Here is a 23,490-nt window from a genome sequence, read left to right on the forward strand (position 1 = left end):
GCTCCAGGCTGTTTTCAACGCAGCATGAACGAGTATCAAGGCTTTTCAGACAGAGCCTAGGTGAGTGGGCCGGTCTGCTGCAATTGACCCAGGCGGCTGCGGGTGCGCATCAGGTCGGCGATCGCGCCGCGCAGGCTTTGGTCGAGGCTGTGCTTGGCCAGCACCTGCAGGCGCTTGTCCTGGTCGTACAAGACATCGATCAGGTTGATGAAGCGCTGCTGTGCGGCGAGCGAACAGTTCGACAGATCGTCCAGTCCGTCGATGATCCAGTCATCGAAACGCTCAGCCAGGGCCAGGTAGTCGATCACCGCCGTAGGCTGCTCGCACAAATCATCGAAGGCGAACATCACCTGTCGGTTTTGGCTATGCAGGGCGCGCAGCGGACGCCGGTTGACCTCCAGCACCTGCGGCTGCACCTCGGGCAGTGCCAGGGCCTGGCGCTGCGCAGCGTCAGCAGGCCAGACGAATCGCCCCTGGGTGAAGCGCTGCTGCTGGCGGTTGGCCGGCAATGTGCGGAAGTCGGTGTCGCCGCCCACTTCCAGCACTTGCATGCGCGCGTTGATCACCCGAATCACCGGCTCGAAGCGTTGATGGTACAGCGGGTTGGGCAACAAGCCTTCTGGCGCGTAGTTGGAGGTGAGCAGCAGGAACACGCCGCGCTCGAACAGAGCGCCGAATAGCCGGGTGAGCAGCGTTGCGTCGCCGATATCGTGGACGTGGAACTCATCGAAGCACAGCACCTGGCAATCGCCCAGCAGCGCGTCGAGTGTGGCTGCGAGGGCATCGGGCTGGCTGCGGTGCTCATGCATGCCTTGGTGCAGCCGAGCGAAGAAGTCGTGGAAATGCAGGCGCTTCTTGGCCGCGACAGGCACCGCTTGATAGAAGCCATCGAGGAGCCAGCTCTTGCCGCGGCCAACCGAACCATGCAGGTAGAGGCTGCGAGCCTTGCCGTGGGCCAGTGCGGCAAGCTCAGTGGCCATGCAGTCGATGACCTGACGTTGGCTATCGCTTATACGATAACCGCGTGCCTGGGCCAAAGACGTGAAGTGCGAGATCAGGGTCCGATCGGTATCGGATGTTTGCGGGCGCTGAGCCAGTTGACGCAGCGCAGTGGGCATCCAGGCAGGCAATGTGACGGCTCCAAGAGACGGGTGCAGACGCAGCTTGCGCGAGCCTGCGTCGTTTGACCAGTCGCAAATGGGCGTGGGACCTATCGCATGACGGGATGACACGCCTCGTTCAGGCTTTGCGCTCCAACTGACGCTCGATCATGAACTTGATGCTCAGGCGGCGCTCCTTCAGACGGCGCAGATCGTCGTCCTCGAAGTTGCCGGCCGAAATGGCTTCGGCGGCCAGCACCTGGTTGTCGATGTCCGTGTAGTCGTCAAGCAGACGGTCGAGATCTTTATCATGCTGGCGGCGTTGCTGAACGATTTCGCGTGGGTAGTGCAGGTCCTGATACAGATCGTGTGAGACTGGCATGGCGCTGTCCTTGTGATGCACAAGTGGGGTTAATTGCTTGGAATCAGCGGCGACAATTGTGTTGAAGCGAAGCGGTAAAAAAGCGACGGATGGTTGTGTAAACGATTGGCTGAGTCAGGCCCAGGCGCTGGGAGGGTCGACAAATGCACGTCGTGCGCTTGTCTGACCAGTAACTTGCTGTTTTCCGACAATTTTTTTTACGCTGGGGCTTCCCAGAGACAAATTTTGTTGGTAAAGTTCGGCCCATTCCAGCACAGCAGCACTCGCAGCTGTCAGTGAATTCTCTACAGGGGCGTCGCCAAGCGGTAAGGCAGCAGGTTTTGATCCTGCCATGCGTTGGTTCGAATCCAGCCGCCCCTGCCATTTCCTTCCAGATTTAAAGTTCTCCAGCCGAAGCTTCGGTCTGGGGATTTTCCGTTTCCGCTCGAAAAGCCTGGCGCGCCGAAGCGCGCCGATTCATGCTTCAGCCGCTTGCCAGCAATTCGTTCAAGGCGCGTGTCAGTTCCTCGGCTTGCACAGGCTTTTGCATCACCAGGCTGCCGGGCAGTTCGAGACCCTCCAGTTCAGCGTAGCCGGTGAGAAAAACCACGGGTAACTGTGGGTAGCGCTCACGCGCGGCCGCGGCCAACTGCGCGCCATTGAATTCGGGCATGGCAAAGTCGGTCAGCAGCAGGTCGATCTGTTCATCGAGCAGCGCCAGGGCCTGCTCGCCACTGTGCGCCTGACGCACTTGGTAGCCGTACAGGCGCAGCACATCGCCGAGCATGTCGCGCACCAGATGATCGTCGTCCACTAGCAGGACCACGCGGTCATGACCGTTGAACGAGCTGGTCTGGGGTGTACCAGTGGTTTGCGGTTCGCTCGTCTCGATCTGCTTGACCGCTGGCAGATACACACTGACCCGTGTGCCGACCTCGGGCGTGGTCTCGATGCGCACGCCACCCCCGGACTGCTTGGCGAAGCCGAACACCTGGGCCAGGCCCAGTCCGGAGCCCTTGCCGATGTCCTTGGTGGTGAAAAAGGGTTCGAATACCCGTGCCACCACGTCCTCGCTCATGCCGCAACCCGTGTCGCGGATCGACAGCATCACGTAGTCGCCCGGCTCGGGATCTTCGGGACGCTGCGGGCGGCTCTCGACCCGGGTGTTGCGCGTCGTCAGGGTGAGCTGACCACCGGCCGGCATGGCATCGCGGGCGTTGATTGCCAGGTTCAGGATGATCATCTCGGTCTGGGTCGGGTCGGTCATCGCCTGCCACAGGCTGTCGTCCAGGTCCAGCCGCACCGAGATGTTGCCGCCCAAGGTACGGCGCAGCAATTCCTCGAGGCCGCCCAGCGTGCGGTTCATATTCAGGGGCACGGGCTCGAGACGTTGGCGGCGGGAGAAGGACAGCAACTGCGAGGTGAGCTTGGCACCCCGCTCACCGGCTTCGCGCACGTGTTTCAGGCGGCTGCGCGCCTTCTCCAGATCGCCTTTGTTCAGGTCGCGCTCGACGAAACTGGCGCCGGTGAGGATCACCGTCAGCAGGTTGTTGAAGTCGTGCGCCACGCCAGCGGTCAGTTGGCCGACGGCCTCCAGGCGTTGCATCTGCTGCAGCGCCGCCTCGATACGCTCGCGTTCGAGAATCTGGTCGCGCAGGCGACTGTTGGCTTCGGCCAGGCCGAGGGCAGACTCGCGCTCGCTGGTGATATCGCGGGCCACCACATAGAGCAGGGTGTCTTCGGGTACCACGACCCAGGACAGCCAGCGTTGTTGGCCGCCCGCGTGCTGGATGCGGCCGACGAAACGGGCGCTGGTGCGGCCGTGGGCGAGTGCGGCGAGCTCTTCCAGGAAAGCCTCGTGTTCGTGCTCGGGCAGCAGGTGCAGCAGCGAGGTCTGACTCAGGCGTTCGCGGCTGATGCCCAGCACGGCCTCCCAGGCCGGGTTCAGCGCCACCGGTGTGAGGTCTTTATTGAGTACCGCGAGCAAGTCCTGCGATAGTTCCCAGGCGCGGTCGCGTTCGCGGGTGCGTCGCTCCACGCGCTCGCCGAGCATCTCGTTGAGTTGCTTGAGCGCTTGGGTGGCCTGGCGCTGTGTGTGAATGTCCTGTAGCACGCCGGAGAAGCGCACGCAGCGACCGTCGACGAATTGCGTCTGCCCGGTGGACAGCAGCCAATGAGGCTCGGACCTGCCGGGGGCAATGCTGCGAAACTCGGCACGGTAGTGACCATCGCTGTCAGGTTGCATCGATTGCATGACGGCCTGCTTTACGAAGGCCACGTCTTCGGGATGGATGCCGGCGTAGAAGATCTCCAGGCTCATCTCGGTGTCGACGGGCAAGCCGAACAAAGCCTTGCAGCGGTCGTCCCACAGCAGCAGGTCGTCAGCGGGGCGGTAGTCCCAAGTGCCCATGCCGGCAGCGTCGATGGCGATGCGTGCGCGGGCCTCGACATCGGCTAGTGCTTCCTCAGCACGGCGTCTGCGCTGACGCTCCTGGACCTCGGCCAGCGCCCGTCGCACCGCTTTGGGCAACAACGGCAGGTTCTTCTTGAGCACGTAGTCGGTGGCGCCCAGGCGGATCATCTCCACAGCGTGTTCTTCGCCATAGATGCCGGACAGGAAGATGAAAGGCACATCCGGCGCCAGGTGCTGGGCGATGGCCAGTACATCGGTGCCGGAAGAGCCGGGCAACACGCAATCGCAGAGGATCAGGTCAAAGTTGCCCTCGCGCAGGGCTTTTTCGACCCCAGCGTGATCGAAGACCACCTGCGCTTTGACATGAAAACCGCTGCGCTCCAAGCGCATCAAGCTCAGCTCGGCATCCATGGAGCTGTCTTCGACCATTAGCAGGTTCAATGCGGTGGGCTGCATCAAGGACGCCTTCAGTTGCTGCTGCGGCGATTCAGACGCAACGAGCCGGGTGGAGGTTCGTTGAGTACGGCCCAGAAAATCCCCAGGTCGGAGATGGCGGCGACGAACTCCTTGAATTCCACCGGCTTGACCACATAGGCGTTGACGCCCAGTTCATAAGCACGCAGCAGATCGGGCTCCTCGCGCGAGGAGGTCAGCATCACCGTGGGGATGCTGCGCAGTTCGGGCGTGTCGCGCACTTCCTTGAGCACTTCAAGTCCGTCGACCTTCGGCAATTTCAGGTCCAAGAGCATGACGGCAGGGTTGCCGTCGTCGCGGTCGGCATAGGCGTTGCGGCGTAGCAGATAATCGAGGGCGTCTGCGCCATCGCGCAGCACGATGACTTCGTTGGCCAACTGGCTGCGTTCCAGGGCCAGGAGGGTCAGCTCCAGGTCACGGGGGTTGTCTTCGACCAGCAAGATCGGTTTGAGCATGATGTGTCAGGTTACCTCAGGTGTTAACGGATGACGGGCAGGGCGAAATGGAAGGTGGCGCCCTTGTCGACTTCCCCCTCGGCCCAGACTCGACCGTCGTGCCGCTCGATGATGCGGCGCACGCTGGCCAGTCCGATGCCGGTCCCTTCGAAGTCCTCCATGCGGTGCAGGCGCTGGAACACTCCGAACAGTTTGCTGGCGTAGGTCATGTCGAACCCCACGCCGTTGTCGCGAACGAACACCTCGACCGTTTCGGGGTGCTGGAGCGCGCCGATCTCGATCCGCGCCGGCTGCCGTCCGCGTGTGTATTTGATTGCGTTACCGATCAGATTCTGCAGGACCAGATTGATGAACGCCGGGTCGGCGATCACTTTGGGCAAGCGCTCGACGTGCCATTCGATCTCGCGGTCCGCGTAGTCCGGGGCCGACTCCTGGAGAATGTTCTCCACCAGGGCATTGAGATCGACGTCCGACAAGCGCAATGCCGAGCGCCCCATTTGCGAGAAATTGAGCAGGTTGTCCACCAGCGAGCCGGCGAAGTGCGCGGCCTCGCCAATGTGCTTGAGGAAGCGCTGGCCGCGTTCGGACAGGCCTTGGCCCTCGACTTCGCCGAGCAGCTCGGAGTAGCCGGCGATGTGCCGCAGCGGTGCACGTAGGTCATGCGAGACACTGTAGGAGAAGGCTTCGAGCTCCTTGTTCGAGCGCTGCAGCTCACCGCTCAGTTGCGCCATTTCCTCGGCCTTGCGCAGCACGATGCCCAGCACTGCGGTGCGCAGTTCGCCCGCGCCGTCGATCACCAAAGGATCCCATGGGGCGCTGAAGCCGCGTACCACTTCATGCCAGGCGTCGAAGCTGTGGCGCGGGCTGAGACTACCTTGAACGCTGATTTCCTTGAGTGGTCGGCCGGCCCACTCGACGGTGCGCACCTGCTCTGGGCGGAACCACAGCAGGTAATGCGAGTGAATCTGCGAAATCGCGACGGCGAGCAGGCCGCCGGCGTAGTTCGTCAGTTCTGGCACCTCGGCGATATCGCGACCCAGGTTGTCGCTACTGAACACGGCATCGTCGCCACGGCGCGACAACCATTGCACCAGCTCGTTGATCACCGCCTCGCTGGGCGTGCTGCCGATCAGCTCGCACCGTTCGGCACTGATGATGGCCGCGCCCGTGGCGTCGGCGAAGTCTAGAAATACCTCGGGCAGGCTCAGCAGGCCGTCGCTGACGCTGTCATAGTCGGCCATGGCCGAGAGCATGTGGACGATACGCTGGCGCAGATCGAGCAGGGTGCGCGTGGCGCTGTGCGCCTCGTGCGCTTCGAGTTGCAGCGAGAGCACGCTGCTCAGCAACTCGCAGGCCGCGCGGGTGCGGAAGTCCACCGCGCGCGGCTGCTCATGATGGCAGGAGATCAGGCCCCAGAGCCGACCTTCGACCACGATCGACAGCGACATCGAGGCCAGTGTCCCCATGTTTCGCATGTATTGAAGATGAACGGGTGAGACGCTGCGCAGCGCGGCGAAACTCATGTCCAGGGGTTTACCTGTGCGCGGGTTGAGCGTCGGCAGCAAGGGCGAGGGTGTGTAGTTGGCATCTTCGATCAGGCGAATGCGGTTGACGCGGTACAGCTCACGAGCCTGGCGTGGAATGTCCGAGGCTGGGAAACACAGGCCTTGATAGCGCGGGTAGCCAGCGTCTGCCACTTCGGCGAGCACCTGGCCATTGCCCTCGGCATCGAATCGGTAGGCTTTGACCCGTCCGAAGCCGGTGATGCGCTTGACCTGCTGCACCGACTGCTGCAGCAGTTCCTCGATACTGCTGGCCTGCTGAAGACTGCTGACGAACGCGCGTACCAAGGGGTAGTAGTCGTCTTGATCGCCTTGACCGGCGGACGGCATGCAGGGCTCGAATTCAGCGATCAGCACCTGATCATGGCGATGCACCAACAGGCGCAGACAATCGGTCCAGGGGGCGCCATCACGCAGTTTCACGTCGCCGATGTGGAAGGGAAAGATCTCGTCGACGGGCAGCCGTTCGAGTTGGCGACGGGCATCGAAACCTGCCTCCATCAGCGTAGGCAGGGTCTTGCCAATCAGGTCGGTGGCGGTACTGCCGAGCCACTGGCAGGCATTTTCGCTGATCTGGAGAATGCGCAGATCCTGCTCGTCGAGCACCAGCATGAAGCCGTGGGAGCGGATGCTGCCAGGGATCTGGATGGGTTCCTGGGCGCAACGTTCAACGGCTTGATCGAAGGCATTTTCAGCGGTGGTCAAGGAAACTCTCCCGTCATGGCCACACAGGGCAGCCATAGGCGTCTGCGCAACAAGGTGTGTGCTATGCAAGGTATCAGAAAGTGACGGTTTTCGCCGGGAACATGGCCATTTGAGGGTAAGAATTAGAGTAGGTTCTGCTTCACGGCGAAATTTGCGTAGCTTTCCCGTGACGCTGTGTCGAGATCGCCTCGCGTCTGTGGCGATGTGCGTTCAAATAATAAGGTGGGTACGAAGGCGGCCAGCCCGTTGTTCGATCACAACGCCTACTGCCGACTCCGCCCACTACGTTCTACCGGGACAGCTCGATTCTTGATGTCCAGCGAAGAGGCTGGCTCAACGCAGAACCGCGATCATCTGCTCCAGCGTCTGCAACACGGCACCGGCCAGGGCCGCCGAGCGGGCGCCCGACCAGCCGGTGCGTGGGTCAGGGTTGTCATCGTGATCCTTGAACGGCATCTCCAAGGTCAGCGCCAGGCAATCGTGGGCCTGGCCCACCGCATTGCAGGCCAGGGTCATGTTGGCTTGGCCAGGTTGGTCGCGGGTGTAGCCGTGAGTGGTCTGGAAGTCGGGTGTCAGGCTGCGCAGCGTGGTGCGGAACTGATCCTCGAGTGCGGCGATGCGCGGCGTATAACCGGGGTTGCCTTCGCAAGCGGCGGTGAACACGTGAGGGATCTCCTCGTCGCCGTGCACGTCGATGAAGGCGTCGACGCCATGGAGTTTCATCTGGCTCTGGGCGAAGAACACTTCCGGGCTGAGTTCGACGCTGGCGTCCTGCCACGCACGGTTGAGGTCCTTGCCTTTGAAATTGGTGCGCAGATGGCCGTGGAACGCGCCATCCGGGTTCATGTTGGGGATCAGGTACAGGTCGGCGGCAGCGAGCAGGCGCTGAAGGCTGGGGTCCTTGGATTCCAGGCGTTCGATCACACCTTCCATGAACCATTCGGCCATATGCTCGCCCGGATGCTGCTGGGCGATCAGCCACAGCTTGCGCCGGGTACCCGTCCCCGAGCTGGCGCGCAGCAAGGGAATATCGCGACCTTGCACGCTGCGCCCGCTGGCCAGCAACTCGACGCCGTCGATCTCGAGGGCGCGTTCGATCAACTGGTTGTGGCGAGCGCGAGGGTAGGGCTCGAAGTAGGCGAACCAGGCGATGGGCTGTTCGGCGTCCAAGCTGAAGGTCAGGGCTGTGCCGTCGAAGGTGCTGGGGATGCGAAACCAGTGCTGTTGGTCGTAGGAGCCCACCGCGTGATAACCCTCCCAGGCATTGGGGTAGGACGAGCCATGGGCATTGTCGAGGCTGAAACTGTGGCGCTGCCCCGGCGTCAGGCCGCCGGCCCTGAAGTGGAACCATTGATAATGGCCGCTGTGGGTGTCGGGGCGAATGGCCAGGTGCACCTGATGCGGGTCGTTGGCATCCAGGACTTGGATATTGCCTGAATCGAAGTCGCAGTCGATCTGCAGGGGGACAGCGTCACGGTCATTGCCAGGCTCCTATGGCGTTGTTGTGACGCTACTGTACACCCACGAGCGGTTCGGGGCAGGCGCGAGGCAGGTTCGATCTCAGGCCAAGAGTCCGAGCGCCAGTGCGGCAGCAACGCCCAGTACCAGCGCAACAGAGCAGCCGCCCAGGGAGAACGCGGCACGTCCGTGACGGTACCAGCCGTCTGCGCCTAGGTGTCTGGCCGGGGCCAACAGTGCACGCCAGCGCAGTTCGGTCTGACGGAACGCGTGCAGGTGCTGTGGCGAGGCGTCCAACCAGCGGCGGAAGTCGATGCGCTCGCACGTCGTAGCCTGTGGACTCTGCAAGCGCACATACCAGCGTCCGGCGACACCCGCCAGTTGATCGCCTCGCGGGCGAGCGCTGTCCAGGGCCTGGAGCAGGTGACGTTCGACCGCTGCCAGGGGCAGCTCCAGGCGCTGGGCGATGTCGGCGATACCGAGCTGATCGAGTCGGCTGAGCAGGAAAATCTGCTGCACTCGGCGTGGCAAGCGTGCGAGGTGCTGTAGCAGCGCATTTTCGGTCGCGCACTGGGGGACATGCGGATCGTGCTCGAAGGGCAACAACAGGCGGCTCATGGACGGCTCCTTGCGCGGGGAGGGAACGAAGGGGGGCATCTTCCCTGATGCGCGGCTCAGCTTAATCTTAACGAGATTGATTCTCAAGTGCTGTTTGCGCAAATTGCTGCGCCACGCATTCACCGATTGCTATGCCTTTGATATCATCGCGGCTATTCAAAGCGGTAACCCTTCTTCATTAGCCTGAAGAGCCAAAAAAAAGACCCGGCAAAAAGCCGGGTCAAAAACCGTGATTAGCCTGATGAGGAGATAATCTGAGCGTCCGACCTGAGGACTCCAGGTTATCCAGCCAGTCTCTCGACCGGCTGAGTCCAATAATAATAGTTATCATTTGCAGGTCAAGTGATATTTTGGCTCGTCAGAAAATAATTCTAGTTTAGCGCTGCCTTGAGCGCTGCCTTTGGTGCATGCCCGGTGCACTGCAGCGCGCTATGCACGACCAATCCTCTCCAAACATGGTTATCATGCCGCCCATTGCAGCAGTGCGCTTGGCGCGCCCATGAGAAATAATTAGAATCACTCGCATTCGTACCCCGTTATCTTCAGTGTGTCTTCGAATGTCCGAGCCTGCCGCGGCGCCCGATTCCAGCTTTGACACCCTTTACCGTGACCATCGCAGTTGGCTGCAAGGCTGGCTGCAGCGGCGGCTGGGCGATACCTGGGCCGCAGCGGATCTGACACACGATACCTTTCTGCGCGTGCTGGCGGCGCAGCAGACCAGCGCCTTGTCGGGCTTGAGGGAGCCGCGCGCCTATCTACTGACGGTGGGGCGTCGCCTGCTGGTCAATCATTACAAGCGGCGCAGCCTGGAGCAGGCGTATCTGCAGGCCTTGGCCAACCTCCCGCAGGCCTTGGCGCCATCGCCTGAGCAGCGCTGGCTGCTGCTCGAAACCCTGCAGGCGCTGGATGAGTTGCTCGACGGGCTACCCAGTGCCGTACGCCGCGCTTTTCTCTGGTCGCAATTGGAAGGGCTGGATTACGCTGGCATCGCTCAGCGCCTGGCGGTGTCCGAGCGCACGGTCAAGCGCTACATGGCCAAGGCTTATGAACACTGCCTGCTGGCGGACCTGTGACCAGCCCTGGCCGCGGCGATGCCCGCCAGTTGGCCCGCGAGGCGGCGCGATGGTTGGCGTTGCAGGACGCCGGCCCGCTGGATGGCGATCAAGCGCGTGGGCTCCAGCAGTGGCGCGCGCGCAGTGACGCCCATGAGGCCTTGTGGCAGAAGGCGCAAACCCTCAGGCAACGCTTTGCTCAGGTACCGGCGCCTCTGGCGGTAGCCTGTCTGGACCGACCCGATCCTGAGCGTCGGCGGGTGATGCGGCAGATGCTGGGCGTCGCCGTCCTGGCGCCGATCGCCTGGGCCGGCTACCGCCAGTTGCCGCTGTCGAGCTGGCGTGCCGACCTGCGCACGGCCACCGGCCAGCGGCGGGCAGTGGCGTTGGCCGATGGCACCCGCCTGCAGTTGAACACCGCCAGTGCGGTGAACCTGGACTTCGCCGAGGGGCACCATCGGCTGCAACTGGTGCAGGGTGAAATCAGCCTGGACTCGCCTGGGCAGCTCTGGGTGCAGACGCGCGACGGTGTATTGCAGGCCGAGGCCGCCAGCCTCTGCGTGCGCGAGCAGCATCAAGGCTGCCTGGTGTCGGTCAGCCGGGGGCGGGTGAGCCTGCAACCGCTGGCCGGACCGAGGCTGCAGCTGCAGGCCGGGCAACGGGCGACCCTTGCGCCTGCCGCCGTGACCGGCGTGCAAGCATTCGATGCGCAACTGCCCGGCTGGCAACAGGGCCTGCTGATCGTCGACGACCGGCCACTGGGGGAACTGCTGCGTGAACTGGATCGTTATCGCCCAGGGGTGTTGCGTTGGGACCCGGCCGTGGAACGCCTACCTGTGACCGGCACCTTCCAGCTCGACGACACCGACCGCATCCTCGCACTGTTGGCCGCGAGCCTGCCTGTTCAGGTGCATTACCGTACCCGCTACTGGGTCTCGCTGACGCCAGGCAAGAAAATCGCCTGAGCGCTGTCCCCTTTTACTCACTCGCTTGTCATCACGGGTATCCACCCCTGAGCAGAGAACCTTGCGGATGTCCCGTTCCCCCTCGTTACGCCCTTTGTCCACGCAGTTGCTGCGTGCCGGTCTGCTGCTTGCGCTGGGGCTGCCTGCCAGTGCCTGGGCGGAGGAATCGTCACGGCGCAGCTTCCAGGTCGGCGGCGGCAGTCTCGGCGCAGTCCTGACCCGTTTTGCCGGTCAAGCCGGCGTCAGCCTGTCGGTCGACCCTGCACTGGTAGCCGGACGCAGCAGCCTGGGCCTGCAGGGCGAGTACGCTGTGGAAGAGGGCTTTGCCGCCTTGTTGCGCGGCTCCGGGCTGATGCTGGTGCCGGCCGGTCCAGGCAGCTATACCCTGGTGCATCAGGTCGAGCCGGTCGAGGGTGTGCAGGTACTGCCCGAGACCACCGTGCACGGTCAGGGACTGGGCATGGCCGACGACAGCTACGCCGGCGGCCAGGTGTCGCGGCGCAGCACCCTGGGCATGCTGGGCGAGCGCGACTACATGGAGACGCCGCTGAGCGTCACCTCCTACACCAGCGAACTGCTGCAGAACCAACAGGCCCGCACCCTGGCCGACGCCGTGGCCAACGACCCTTCGGTGCGCAGCACCAACCCGGCCGGCGGGCGTTTCGAGCAATTCTCCGTGCGCGGCTTCAGCCTCTACAACAGCGATGTCGCTTACGGCGGTTTGTATGGCGTGCTACCGACCTATTCGATCGACATGGAAATGATCGAGCGGGTCGATATCCTCAAAGGCCCCGGCGCGTTGCTCGGCGGTCTGGCGCCCAACGGCAGCATCGGCGGCGGGGTCAATATCGAGCCCAAGCGCGCGGGCGACACCCCGCTGACCGAGTTCACCGCGTTGTACGCAAGCCCAGGGCAGGGCGGCGGGCACTTGGACATCGGGCGTCGTTTCGGCGAAGGACAGCGCTTCGGCGTGCGCCTGAACGCGCTGCGCCAGGCCGGCGACACCGAATGGGACCACCAGCGCATCGAGCGTGAGGCCACGGTGCTGGGCCTGGACATGCAGGGCGATCGCACGCGGCTGTCCCTGGACCTCGGCCATCAGCAGCGCGATGTAGATGCACCGATGGAGCGCGTAGGCTTGGCCGCCGGGCTCAAGGTGCCGGATGCCAAGGACGTGCACCACAACTTCGCCCAGCCATGGAGCTATTCGCGGGCCAAGGACACCTTCGGCGCGGTGCGCGGCGAATATGACCTGAGCGACAACTGGATGCTGCATGGCGCCCTCGGCGCCCGCAAAGGCGACTACGATTTCATGCGCCACGCCGTGCAGGTGGTCAATTCGGCCGGGCGTTTCACCGTCAGTCCGCGCGCCTTCCAACGCGATGAGGACGTGGTCACCGGCACTGTCGGCGTGCGCGGCTGGTTCGACACCGGGCCGATCGGCCACACGCTGAATGTCAGCCTCAACCGTTTCGACCTGACCTTCGACAACAACGGCGCGCGCTATGCCAGCGGTATCAGCAACCTGTACCAGCCGGTCGCCTTGCCCGAGCCTGGCGCGCCGCTGGCGCTGGACAGTCCGGTGCACACCCACACCGTGCTGTCGAGCCTGGCCCTGGCCGACACCCTCAGTTTTGTCGACGACACCGTATTGCTGACCTTGGGCGCACGCTTGCAGCGTGTGGAGGTGGACAGTTCCGAACCCGGCGAGCCCGACCAGCGCTACGACGAGCACGCGACTTCGCCGGCGGTAGGCCTGGTATGGCGCAGCACCGATCAACTGTCGCTGTACTTCAACTACATGGAAGGCTTGACCCAGGGCCAGACGGCCCCGGAGACGGCGAACAACGCGGGCAAAGTGTTCGCACCCTATCGCAGCAAGCAATTGGAGGTGGGTGCCAAGTACGACATGGGGCGTTTCAGTACCACCGTCAGCGTGTTCCGAATCGACAAGCCGTCGTACTACACCGATGCGCAGAACAACCTCAGCGCCGACGGCGAGCAGCGCAACCAGGGCCTGGAGATCAGCCTGTTCGGCGAGCCGTTGGAGCGTGTGCGTGTGCTGGGTGGCGCGATGTTCCTCGACGCCGAGCAGACCCGCACCGCCAACGGCCGCAACGATGGCAACCGGGCCATCGGCGCCCCGGTGGTAAACGCCAACCTGGGTGTGGAATGGGACCTGCCCGCTGTCGATGGTCTGACCCTCAGTGCCCGGGTGATCCATACCGGAAATCAGTACCTGGATGCCGCCAACCGGCAGAAGATCGATGCTTGGCAGCGCTACGACCTAGGCGCGCGCTATGCCCTCAAGCTGGGCGACAAGGACCTGACCTTGCGCGCCAGCGTCGAGAACGTGCTGGACAAGACCTACTGGGCCTCGGCCAACGTGCCCGATGGCACCGCTACCGGCCTGACGCTGTCGGCGCCGCGTACCTGGCTGCTGTCGGCGACGATGGGCTTCTAAGCTCGGTAGGCCGTCTCGCGCAAGCGTGTCAGACCTGTCTCTGTAGCGCCGAGTACCGCACCGCGCGGCGCTCGGCGCCTATTCTTGGGCCTTCCCTGTGCACTGAGAGGAGACATGAAATGGACGCACGCAACATGCTGATGGGAATTGCCTTGGGGCTCAGTTCGCTGGCGCATGCTCAGGAAGACCCTGGACCGCACATCAGCGTCACGGTCGGCAAACCTACCTTCGTTCACCAACTCAGGTACGAAGTGATGTACAGCGAAAAGCCCTTCGAGCTGGCGACCATCTACTACTACGACAATGGCCTCTACAAGATCGTCTCGCCTGGTGAGAACCATTACGGGGTGTACCTGGTGATGGGCAAGATGACCGATCCATCCTACGCCATAAGCTACTTATCCCTGCCCTCGGACGATTGGGGCGGCAACGTCGCTCGGCATGACCTGAAGTTCGACAGCCAGCGCCAGGTATTCGAGCAGCAGGCGCTCAGCCACGAGGACCAGAGTATCCCGCCCCAGCGCGGCACTTTCGTGCGTGCCACCCATGATCATGACGATCCAGCAGCCATCGTCTGGCAGCAGCCATGAGTCAATCGCGCCTGGGGTAGACAAAACATCGTCAGGCCTTAGGCAAATGCTGGGGTAGCGCCGCCTGCGGCCGGGCGGGCGCTGAGGTAAGGTGCAGGCAACGAGCCACGCGCCACCCCGGCGCCCAGGAGGTGCTCCATGGCGTCCTACACCCTGCGTCAACTCAAGTATTTCGTCACCACCGTGGAGGCCGGCAGCGTGGCCGAGGCTTCACGGCAGTTGTACATCGCTCAGCCGTCGATCTCCACGGCGATCAAGAGCCTGGAGGAAAGCTTCGGCGTGCAGTTGTTCATCCGCCACCATGCACAGGGCGTCTCGCTGACCCCGAGCGGCAAGCGCTTCTACGCCAAGACCAAGACACTGCTGCAGATGACCCACGAATTCGAGCAGAACGCCCTGGCCGACAACGATACGGTGGCCGGGCAGATCGACATCGGCTGTTTCGAAACGGTGGCGCCGCTGTACCTGCCGCGACTGATTGCCGGGTTTCGCCAGCGCTATCCCGGTGTGGATATCCGTCTACGCGACGGCGACCAGCAGGAGCTGATCCAGGGGCTGACTGCCGGCAGTTTCGACCTGGCGTTTCTGTTCGACCACGATCTGGACGGCACCATCGAAGCCGAACCGTTGATGGCGCCGCAAAAGCCCTATGTGCTGCTGCCGGAGAAGCACCGCTTCGCCGGACAGGCCCAGGTGTCGCTGCGTAACCTCTGTCCGGAACCGATGATCCTGCTGGACGTAGCGCCGAGTCGTACCTACTTCGTCAGCCTGTTCAACGAACTAGGGCTGACCCCGAACATCGTTTTCAGCTCGCCATCGATCGAGATGGTGCGGGGCATGGTGGGGCAGGGATTCGGCTTCTCACTGCTGGTGACACGACCGCATTCGTCGTTCACCTACGATGGCCAGCGCCTGGTGATGCTCGACATCGCCGAGCCGGTGGCGTTGTCAGGCCTGGCGGCGGCGCACCTCAAACGCGTGCAGTTGACCAAGCCGGCGCAGTTGTTCGTGGAGTTCTGTCGGGAAGAGCTGACGAAGCTCTGAAGAGGTCGTAGAGAATTGAAAGAAGAAACGGCAGTGCACGGCTTGCATAGGTTCGCCAAAACAGTAATATCGGTCGTGCCCATGCAAGCCGCGCGAGTTGACCAGACTTGTAGGTCTTCACAGTCTGGATACAGGCTGTGCGACCCCATTTGATTGTTAACGTGGTCACTTCGCTTTTTTTACCAGTTTTACATTGGTGGCATAGTGCTTATCACCGTCTTTCCTTACTTCGAACGATACTTCGTCTTCGTTATTCAAGCTCAACGATCCCACTGCCTCTGTGGGCAGAATAACATCTTCATCATCGATTTCGTGTGCGAGAAAGCCTGATTTCAATTTGTCGTTATACAACTTCACCTTTGCAACTTTAACGTCGCTCATGATTCATCTCCTGATTGAAAGTATGCCAGGGTGGCAGTACCACCCTAACCAGTTCCTTTGGGTGCGAATACTGGCATATTTATCAGGTGTCGATTGTCGCAGGCAGTGCAACAACCGGCTCCTAGTACAGCATCATGTCAGCAAGTGCCCGCCACCCCCGTGATTCCAGCGGTACTGATCTTTGAGCGGTACGGAGTAGCGTCCCCACGGCGTAATGGGGCCTGAGGCATCATCGCTGGCCATGGCGATGAAGGCGTCGATCGAACCGCGCGTGATGTACACCTCGATCGCCTTGCCCGTTACCCAGGCCCCTGCGCTCAGGCTGCGTGAGCCCGTCGCGAAGTTGTTGAGCCGATGGGCCTGGCGCAGCGCCGTGCCATACGCGCCCATGCGTGCATAGCGTGGGTTGTTCAGGCTCAGGTGTGGCGCCTCACCCAGGTAATCGATCAACTGCTGGCCGGCGGCCTTGAGCGTGGTCATCGCGCCCGAACGAGCACTGTTCGCGGGCGGCAGATTACCCAGTTGCTGCCTGGCGTACTCCATAGGCCTCACCGCGCTGCGCGACAGCCTTGCACCGGGTTTGAGACGTGAGAGCGTCTTGCCCAGTTGGCGGGTAGACCGCATCGCCCCTTTGATCAGGCTCGGCACCTTCTTGATCAAACCCAGCGCACTTTCGGCCAGCGACAGCACCCCGAAGGCCAGCGACGCATAGCCCAGCTTTCGGGAAAGCTCGGGGTTGATGTCTTCGGTCAGCACCGAGGCGACCTCGAAGCCGAACGAGAGCACCGCACAGGTCGTCATCGCGACGAAAAATACCGACGCGGCCCCGCCGGTCATCACCGAGGCGGCGATACCGACGACCGTCAGCACCGCCGACAGCGCCAGGCCTCGCCAGCGCCCGCCGACCGGCATGGGTTTGGTCTCGCGCAGCACCTGCGCATAGTTGGCCAATTCCTGATCCTGCCCCCAGCGGCTGAGCATGATCGCGCCACTGGGGTCGTGCAGGTTGACCGGATCCGGGCAGTGGGCATAGTCGTTGAGGCCGCCTTCACCGAAGGGGCTCAGCCAGTCAGGCTGGGCATGACGGCGCAGGCTGGGGTCGTAGCAGCGGTAGCCGTTGCCTGCGTGATAGTGACCGGTCACCGGATCGCGGCGCATGCCGTTGTAGCCACTGACCAGACCCTTGAGCGCCGCCCCTTCGCCGAAGGGCAGCAGGGGCGCCAGTTGCAGGTCGGTACCGCAGACCTGGCCGACGATACCCGATTGGGGGTCGTCGATCAGCCAGCGCACCTGGTCGCCGTCGTATTGCGCCAGACCCGGAGAAATGTGCAGGCTGCCCGTGGCGTTGCCCGTCTTGTCGAAGCACACCTGGCCGATCAGCTCGTCGCCGTCATAGCGCAGTTCCTGGGTGGTCTGTTGCTGCTCGTCGTATTGCGCCGCGAGGCGCTGCAGGCCGTCGTATTCATAGCGTGCGAGCAGGGTGCCTTGGTCGTTCTTGATGCTGCCGAGCTGACCGGCGCCCGTGTAGGTCAGCACGCGCTTGTGGCCGTCCACCTGCAACTGGCCGTTGCTGTTCCAGGTCAGCGAGGTCTTTTGCGTACCGCTGCTTACCGAGGTCAGGCGCGTGGGATCCGAGGCCGTCTCGTAGTTGAAGGTCTGTGTGACCGCATCGCCCTGGAACGGCGTGCTGATGCAGCGCGTCAGGTTGTCCAGGCTGTCCCAACTGAACGTCTGCGCCTTGATCGGGGTGCCATTGCCATCCTGCGGGCAAAGCGCCGCAGTTGCGGCGTCGCACGTGTAACTGTCGAGGCGGTCGAGCAGGTCATAGGTGAAGCGCTCGGTGCGCAACAGCTTGCTGCCCTGGTAGCTGGCTTTGCTGGTCAGGCGGCCGTCGCCGCGCCAGGTCATGTGCTGGCTGAAGCAAGGCGCGCCATTGCGCAGGAAGGTGCGCACGACCTCCCGGCCGAAACCATCGTGTTCACTGTCGACCTGCCATTGACCGGCACCGGTCAGGGCATGCGCCTGCCGCGATTGCAGGTGGCCAAGCGCGTCATAGCGGTAGCGCACGTCCTCATGCGCCTGGCAACTGCGCAGTAGTCGTTCTTGGCTGTCGAGGAAGGTGCGTCGCAGGCAGCCGTCGGCGCGCAGCGCAGCCACTGGCTGCCCGCGCAGACTCTGCCACTCCGCGGTCTTGACGGTACCGCGTGGAGTTTTTTCAGTGATTTGCCGCCGCCCGGGTACCTGGGCGGCGGCGAGGGTGTGCAGCCAGGCAGCATGGGTGGGTGAGTCGGGTGCAGCAGTGAGTACCGTCGATCCGTCAGCCTGGGTCTGGCTGTACAGCGCCTTGCCGTCGACCTCCAGGCGGGAGCCCTTGGCATCGCTCACGCGCTGCAGTTTGGTCTTGTCGGGGAGCGTGATGGCCTGTTCGTCGAACCCATATTTTCGGCTGCCAATCTTGCGTGTAGTGAGCGTGCCCACAGGGCTGAGCGTTTGCGTCGCGATCACCTTACCGTCGACGGTCAGGGTCTGAACGCGGTTGCTGAACCCCTCATAGGCGCGCTCGAGGGTCGTGTCATCCGGCCGAACGACTTTGGTGACTCGGCCGAGGATGTCGCGTTCTAGCGTGTAGGCCTGGGTTTGGGTGTCCAGGGTACGGGTATGGCGGATGACGCGGCCGTCGGTGTCGTAGTGCTCATCGACTTGCAGGTGCTGCTGGCCTGCGTTGTCCGCCCATTGCACGGCGTGTTGGAAGGTGCCGTCGGTATTGGCGGTGTCGGTGGTTGTGCGTTGCGACAGAGGCTGCGCGCCGAGACCGTGTTGTTCAATGAGCAGGACGGGCGGCTCATTGGTGGCCGACGGGCTGACGGGGGGGCAGGCGTTAACTCGAATCGATTTTCTAATTGTCGTCTATTGAATTGACCGTCAGATGTCGTGAATAGCTCAAATATATCGAGCGGATCAGAGGTCCCTTCGAGGTTGGAAAGATCATTTACAGTAGGGAATTTCAATGGGTAGCTGAATGGGTCTACGTACATATCTCCCATTGGTCTTTTGAACTGAGTAATAGCATCTTTAATCCCCTCATTCCCTTTCAGCCCGATGATGCTCTGGATCTGTTTCATTAACTGGGGGTAGTCAGATACTGTCACGCCATTCTTAGGCAAAATACTACAGATATTCAAATACACCGAGCCCACGGCATTGACATAACCAATTACATCGCCCCAACCTGATTCCACCTCATTGAGTGGAAACTCGACATTTGCTTCTGCAAGCAGGTCAAGCACTTGGCTTATGAAGTCTTCAGGTAAATCTTCTTCCGAAGGGGCGGGTTCTACATAATCTTCGGGATATCTCAAGGCGGTCAGAGTGTCCAATTCAGAAGGAACTGTGTGACGGATTAAGCTACTCGAGTTCTGTTCAAGCCAAGGTTGCTGACCCGTCGATACCGGCATGTGCTTGCACTTGCGCACTGCCTGCCCGCCCGGCAGATAATCCCATGCCCAGCTTCCTAAGGGGAAAGAGACATCCAGCCTCGAGAAACAGAATTCTTCCAAAGGGACATAAACATCAGCCGTGGCTCTGCGCCATTCCGTGCGCCAAGATCGCTGCAAGCCATCGAGGTGAGAGTAAGTCTGACTCCCATCCTTGTGCGTGCGTTCTACCTGTCTTCCGTCGGGGGAGTACAGCGAAGTGGTTTGCTCGTCCATTACCTGCTTCGCTGTCTTGACGTCAATAGCGGATGGAAGCTGATAGCGCGTTTCCTTCGTTACTCTACCTGACGCATCGCGCTCCCAATGCGTTTCCACGCCGTTCTCGATTTTTTCCAGCGCGCGCCGGCTGTAGCGTGAGCGAACTTCCTTACTCACTCGGGCCGTGCCTGCTGCAGTAGTCGCGCTGACGAACACCTGAATACCGGGCAATGTGGGGTTATCGATGAAGGTCTGAACGTTGGACAACTCGATACGCTGATCGTGAGCGTGTGTGGTCTGCTTGTTAGTGATCGACCACTCCCACACCCTACTTTGTTCGCTGGGCGTTTTCTTGCTGACCGGCGCCGAGGTCAATGTGCTGATCTGATGCCATAGGGCGTGTTTTCCAATTAGCTTCCACTGAGTGCTCTTGTCGAGCGTATCGTTGCTCAGCGTGCCACGCACCCCTTCCACCAACACCACCTCGGCCAACTCCAGGTAATCGCGGTCAGCGCGGTTGACTTTCCGATAGCCATAGAGCTTCAGTCCCTGAGGATTCCCATAACCGTCACATTGATACTCGGCCATCAATGGCGCACTGGCGTATTCCGGTACGAACGGACATGCCAGCTTCGGTATCCCGCCCAGGCCTTTCACGTCGTTCAGCGCGATTTGATTTTGCGTGTCGTCCCCGTAATAGCAGTAGTGAATAGTGTGGGAACCCTTGCTTAGAAGCGACAGGGGCGCGCCTTGAGCGTTGGTCACGATTGTGGTGGCGTCTACGGTTTTGCCCACACGTGCGCGCTGGGTTTTGGGCGACAGGCTCAGCAGGTGCTTGATTTCCCTAGCCAGCTTTTTGCGATTCCGGGTCGAATACCGCCACAGCAAGTGCAATACCGCTGTCTTGCGCTCGATCGGCGAGGCGTTGGCGGAAATTTCGATCCGATCCCACGTCAGCTTGATGACGATATGCTCGATGATCTCAACCAACTCATCCCCCCACCCGGTATAGCGAAAGGTGGTCTTGGTGTGCGCATCACCCAGTGAAAACTCCAGCCAATGGGACTGCGCAGAGCCCGCGCCCTGTAACAGCGGCGTGCGGTTTCCTTCCTCATCAAGGCCAAAAGCATGCAACTCATGGGTCACGGCGGCGTGGGGACCGCTTTGCACGGCGGCAATGAAAACTTGGTCATCCGGGTGCTGGTAGCTACCGGTATAGGTGTAGCGACCGATATGATTCTGCTGACCCGCGCCCGGCAGCAGCGCATGCAAGGCCACGCGCGGCAAGGCAGGCGAGCTTTTCAATTTGGCATCCTGCTTGATGTACTGCACGCACTCCACCGAACCGTCCTGTTCCTGCAGGCGGCACAGCACGCGGTCCAGGGTCGGGTCGTCGTCGTAGCCGCATTCCACCTGCTGTAACACGGCCCCCTTTTGCACGCGCTTGAGCGTGCGCAGCAGGTAGTGTTCGAGCCTGAGCTCGATCTCGAACGCTTCCGGGCTCCCAGACCACAGCTGCATCTTCACCTGGCTGCCCGCCTTGGCCTCAGGACTGAGGTACTGCGCACTGAACAGCGCGGACTCGCCGCTCTTGATGCTCATCAGCAGGAATTGGCCGTTCTGGCGCTTCCACTGTAGATCCAGCGCTTCGCCATATTGCGAGACGATGCGTGAAGGCAATAGCTGCACGAACGGCCGTTCGTACAGGGCGATACGCCTGTCCAGCTCGTGGGTGTTGGCGTGCTCGGACCATGCGCTCAGGGCTTCGGTGTAATCGATGACCGTTGCACCTCTATACACCTCCGGGGTCAGCGCCATCAGTACCCACTGTGTCCAATGACTGGGGAATTTCGGGAAGTTAGGCTTGCTTTTCTGCTTGATGGCTTTGAGTGCCTCAAGCACTTTTTTGCGAAAGGCATCGTTGGGTTCAACCTCGTCGCTGCCCGGCGCCGAAGGTTTACTGAGGATCTCCTGACGACCGCTGGGGTACTCCACGGTGAAGGTGCTGTAGTCCTTGTTGCTGGTCACCCGGCAGGCCGGGGTCTTGACGGCTTTGCCTGCCCCCAGTTGGGCCCACTGCTCGGCGTTGAACACCACTGGGCTGCCCTCGGCGAGGGTGAGCACACGGTGATCGATCTCCTGCACGGAGCTGGTGATGATGCTGGAGAAGCGCCATGCCCATCCATCGCCCAGGCCGGCTTCATTACCGCGCAGCGCCGAGTAGTGCAAGGTCAGGTCGCATACTGGCCCCAGTCCACGCAGGCCTTGCAGGGTAGCGATTGGATAATGGGCGTGGAACAGGCCACTGCGTTCGTCCACACCGGTGCGGTCGTGATGGCTGGTGTCGAAGACTTCGGAGTGGTTGGTGTTGCCGTAGTCTTCGCACAGGAAGCTGATGGCCTCATACCCGTCCATCGGCGGCGACGGCGTGAACGCCACGGCCTGCACGCCGTGCCAGAAGTGGCTGGGGTGCAAGGCGCCGACATGGCCCACGGTCAGCATGGTCTTGTCGCGCGCGCTTTCAGGATAGGTCAGGTGCAGGTCATAGACCGTCTTGTCGATCGGCCCCGCCCAAGTGACCTTGGTGTCGGTCACCTCCACCGGCCACAGCCGTTGCTCACCTGCGCGAGGCACGCAGGCGGCGACCCGATAGCCTTTGTCGTAGGCGGCCTTGTTAAGGCGAAATTCCAGCTCCCCATTGAGCGCCTGAACGTCGATATGCACGGTGCCATCGCCGGCCGTCAGCGTGAACCGAGCCTGTTCGGCGCTCTGGCGACCCGGCCAGTCGTCGTTCTCGAGCAGGTACTTGACGTAGTCGCCGTCGCTCCAGCTTTTGCCATCGCCGACGTTCTCCAGCAGTACGTGCAGCTCGCTGAAACGGGGTACGGTCAGGGGTTGGTCGCCGGCGTCGATCCGCAATTCCGGCCAGGCCTGCGTTTTGAGGAAATCGGCCAAGGCCTGCAACCAGCTGGCCCGGTCACTGACCTTGTTGGCATCCTGGGGTTTGAACAGGGCACGGTGCAGCAACTTGTGGCTGAACGGATGGCGAATCGTGATCAGCACCGCGTGCCCGGCGTCAGCCTTCCAGGCCGAGGATAGGTGAGGGCCTGCCTGGCGCCCGACGGCGTCGGGCAGGGTTGTGAAAATGCGCAGTGCATCGCCGCGTTGCCACAGGAACAGGTTGTCGGCCTCATCGGCCTGGCCGGCCTGAGGGTTATGCGTCGAGGCGCGCAGGAAGGCGGATACCGGTGAGCCATTGAGCGCAGTCGCCCAGGCGCCGAGCCACTTGCCTGAGGCGCGCTGGGCCTTGCTGGGTGTCCACTGATGGTGAGCCAGCAGGCGATGGGAAAAGCCATCGTAGACCCACGCCTGGATTGGCTGAGCGTCATCGAGGGCTTGCCGGCCTTCGATTGTCTGGCTTTGCCACCAGTGCGCCTCGGTGAGGGTCACACACAGTTCGGCGCACTGCGGCACCCAAAAGGCATTGCCGTTTTCGGCGGGGGTCACGGTGCAAGTGTCGAGGACACCCGCCCGCAGCACCCGGCTGTCACGGTTGACCTGCTCGCACAACGCCTTGGACCAGTTCGTCCCGGCTTGCTCGGCCGTCGCGGTGAAGAAGTGCTGCTCGTACAGGGCCTGAGAGGTCAGGTCGCGCACTTGCAGGCACAGCGTTGCACCCGCCGAAAGGCTGAAGGCGTCGTCGCAGGCCAATGCCTGCACCAGGTTAGCGGCGAACGGTGCGTTGCTGAACGCCCGGTAGCGCGCCGGGCTCCACAGCCTGAGGGGCTCGGTGGCCGTCGAAAAGACGTTGTCCGCGCTCCAGCCCCCGGCGGTCATCGGCTCACCCGCGGCGGCCAGATGATCGGCGAATGCCTTGGGCCACTGCTTGGCAGCGCGCTGGGCCTTGGGTGCGGAGTAATCGACTCGACGGATATCGCCGTCGAGTCGGTCGATGAGAAACGCACTCAAGACTTCGCCCTCGGCCAGCGCGCGGCCTGCCTTGAGCGTGCTGCTGGTACACCAGCCGCCGTCGACACTGCCGACCCGCTCGAGCGAAAAATCGGTCATGTCGGGGAGCAAACCGTCGGGCTGGGTGGAGATCAGGTAAGGGTCGTGCCGCGTTTCGGTCTTCGAAGTCTGGGTCATGTCACGCGCC

Annotated in this window: 15 protein-coding genes and 1 tRNA gene; 6 read left to right on the top strand and 10 right to left on the bottom strand. The window is 62.3% G+C overall.

Translation table 11 applies throughout. The annotated features are described in order from the left end of the window. Window positions 1-56: 56 nt before the first annotated feature. Both zapE and GKC70_RS10570 read right to left on the bottom strand, forming a co-directional pair. On the bottom strand, window positions 57-1,130 hold the full coding sequence (zapE, locus tag GKC70_RS10565; protein ID WP_342651276.1) for a cell division protein ZapE: 1,074 nt from the start codon (window positions 1,128-1,130) through the stop codon (window positions 57-59). A gap of 109 nt (window positions 1,131-1,239) precedes the next feature. Further along, window positions 1,240-1,482 (bottom strand): hypothetical protein, encoded by a 243-nt coding sequence (locus GKC70_RS10570; protein WP_039578330.1) that lies wholly within the window; start codon window positions 1,480-1,482, stop codon window positions 1,240-1,242. Window positions 1,483-1,770: 288 nt separating this feature from the next. On the opposite strand from GKC70_RS10570, the gene GKC70_RS10575 reads away from it, so the two are divergent. After that, window positions 1,771-1,845, top strand: a tRNA-Gln gene (locus GKC70_RS10575). A 100-nt stretch (window positions 1,846-1,945) separates the two neighbouring features. Here the strand turns inward: GKC70_RS10575 and GKC70_RS10580 are convergent. The 5 genes from GKC70_RS10580 to GKC70_RS10600 all read right to left on the bottom strand — a co-directional run bounded on the left by GKC70_RS10580 (window position 1,946) and on the right by GKC70_RS10600 (window position 9,146). After that, window positions 1,946-4,330 carry a response regulator gene (locus GKC70_RS10580; protein ID WP_342651277.1) on the bottom strand — a complete coding sequence of 795 codons (2,385 nt, stop codon included), beginning with the start codon at window positions 4,328-4,330 and terminating at the stop codon, window positions 1,946-1,948. Window positions 4,331-4,341: 11 nt separating this feature from the next. Further along, a complete protein-coding gene (locus tag GKC70_RS10585; protein WP_029613330.1) occupies window positions 4,342-4,803 on the bottom strand; it encodes a response regulator in 462 nt (153 codons plus the stop codon). A 23-nt stretch (window positions 4,804-4,826) separates the two neighbouring features. Further along, window positions 4,827-7,106 carry an ATP-binding protein gene (locus tag GKC70_RS10590; RefSeq protein ID WP_342651278.1) on the bottom strand — a complete coding sequence of 760 codons (2,280 nt, stop codon included), beginning with the start codon at window positions 7,104-7,106 and terminating at the stop codon, window positions 4,827-4,829. Window positions 7,107-7,403: 297 nt separating this feature from the next. Further along, window positions 7,404-8,531 (bottom strand): M14-type cytosolic carboxypeptidase, encoded by a 1,128-nt coding sequence (locus GKC70_RS10595; protein ID WP_342651500.1) that lies wholly within the window; start codon window positions 8,529-8,531, stop codon window positions 7,404-7,406. A 99-nt stretch (window positions 8,532-8,630) separates the two neighbouring features. Next, window positions 8,631-9,146: a DUF4880 domain-containing protein gene (locus tag GKC70_RS10600; protein WP_342651279.1), complete on the bottom strand. Its 516-nt coding sequence runs from the start codon at window positions 9,144-9,146 to the stop codon at window positions 8,631-8,633. 557 nt (window positions 9,147-9,703) lie between these two features. Between GKC70_RS10600 and GKC70_RS10605 the strand changes: the two genes are divergently transcribed. The 5 genes from GKC70_RS10605 to GKC70_RS10625 all read left to right on the top strand — a co-directional run bounded on the left by GKC70_RS10605 (window position 9,704) and on the right by GKC70_RS10625 (window position 15,261). Continuing rightward, the gene (locus tag GKC70_RS10605; protein WP_342651280.1) at window positions 9,704-10,219 is read left to right on the top strand and encodes a sigma-70 family RNA polymerase sigma factor; all 516 of its coding nucleotides are present in this window, start codon (window positions 9,704-9,706) and stop codon (window positions 10,217-10,219) included. Continuing rightward, window positions 10,216-11,163, top strand: a complete 948-nt coding sequence (locus tag GKC70_RS10610) for a FecR domain-containing protein (protein ID WP_342651281.1) — start codon at window positions 10,216-10,218, stop codon at window positions 11,161-11,163. Before GKC70_RS10605 ends, GKC70_RS10610 begins: the two co-directional genes overlap by 4 nt. Before the next feature lie 67 nt (window positions 11,164-11,230). After that, window positions 11,231-13,627, top strand: coding sequence for a TonB-dependent receptor (locus GKC70_RS10615; protein ID WP_342651282.1), 2,397 nt, complete (start codon window positions 11,231-11,233; stop codon window positions 13,625-13,627). 119 nt (window positions 13,628-13,746) lie between these two features. Then, window positions 13,747-14,217: a hypothetical protein gene (locus GKC70_RS10620; RefSeq protein WP_342651283.1), complete on the top strand. Its 471-nt coding sequence runs from the start codon at window positions 13,747-13,749 to the stop codon at window positions 14,215-14,217. Between the two features lie 138 nt (window positions 14,218-14,355). Further along, window positions 14,356-15,261: a LysR family transcriptional regulator gene (locus tag GKC70_RS10625; protein WP_342651284.1), complete on the top strand. Its 906-nt coding sequence runs from the start codon at window positions 14,356-14,358 to the stop codon at window positions 15,259-15,261. A gap of 165 nt (window positions 15,262-15,426) precedes the next feature. Here the strand turns inward: GKC70_RS10625 and GKC70_RS10630 are convergent, their stop codons facing one another. From GKC70_RS10630 to GKC70_RS10640, 3 genes are all read right to left on the bottom strand, one after another. Further along, a complete protein-coding gene (locus GKC70_RS10630) occupies window positions 15,427-15,642 on the bottom strand; it encodes a hypothetical protein (RefSeq protein ID WP_342651285.1) in 216 nt (71 codons plus the stop codon). Window positions 15,643-15,774: 132 nt separating this feature from the next. After that, a complete protein-coding gene (locus GKC70_RS10635; RefSeq protein WP_342651501.1) occupies window positions 15,775-17,550 on the bottom strand; it encodes an RHS repeat-associated core domain-containing protein in 1,776 nt (591 codons plus the stop codon). Window positions 17,551-18,260: 710 nt separating this feature from the next. Next, window positions 18,261-23,480: a hypothetical protein gene (locus GKC70_RS10640; protein ID WP_342651286.1), complete on the bottom strand. Its 5,220-nt coding sequence runs from the start codon at window positions 23,478-23,480 to the stop codon at window positions 18,261-18,263. Window positions 23,481-23,490: the final 10 nt, after the last annotated feature.

It is taken from the genome of Pseudomonas sp. REB1044 (assembly GCF_038813925.1).
GTDB lineage: Bacteria > Pseudomonadota > Gammaproteobacteria > Pseudomonadales > Pseudomonadaceae > Aquipseudomonas > Aquipseudomonas boreofloridensis.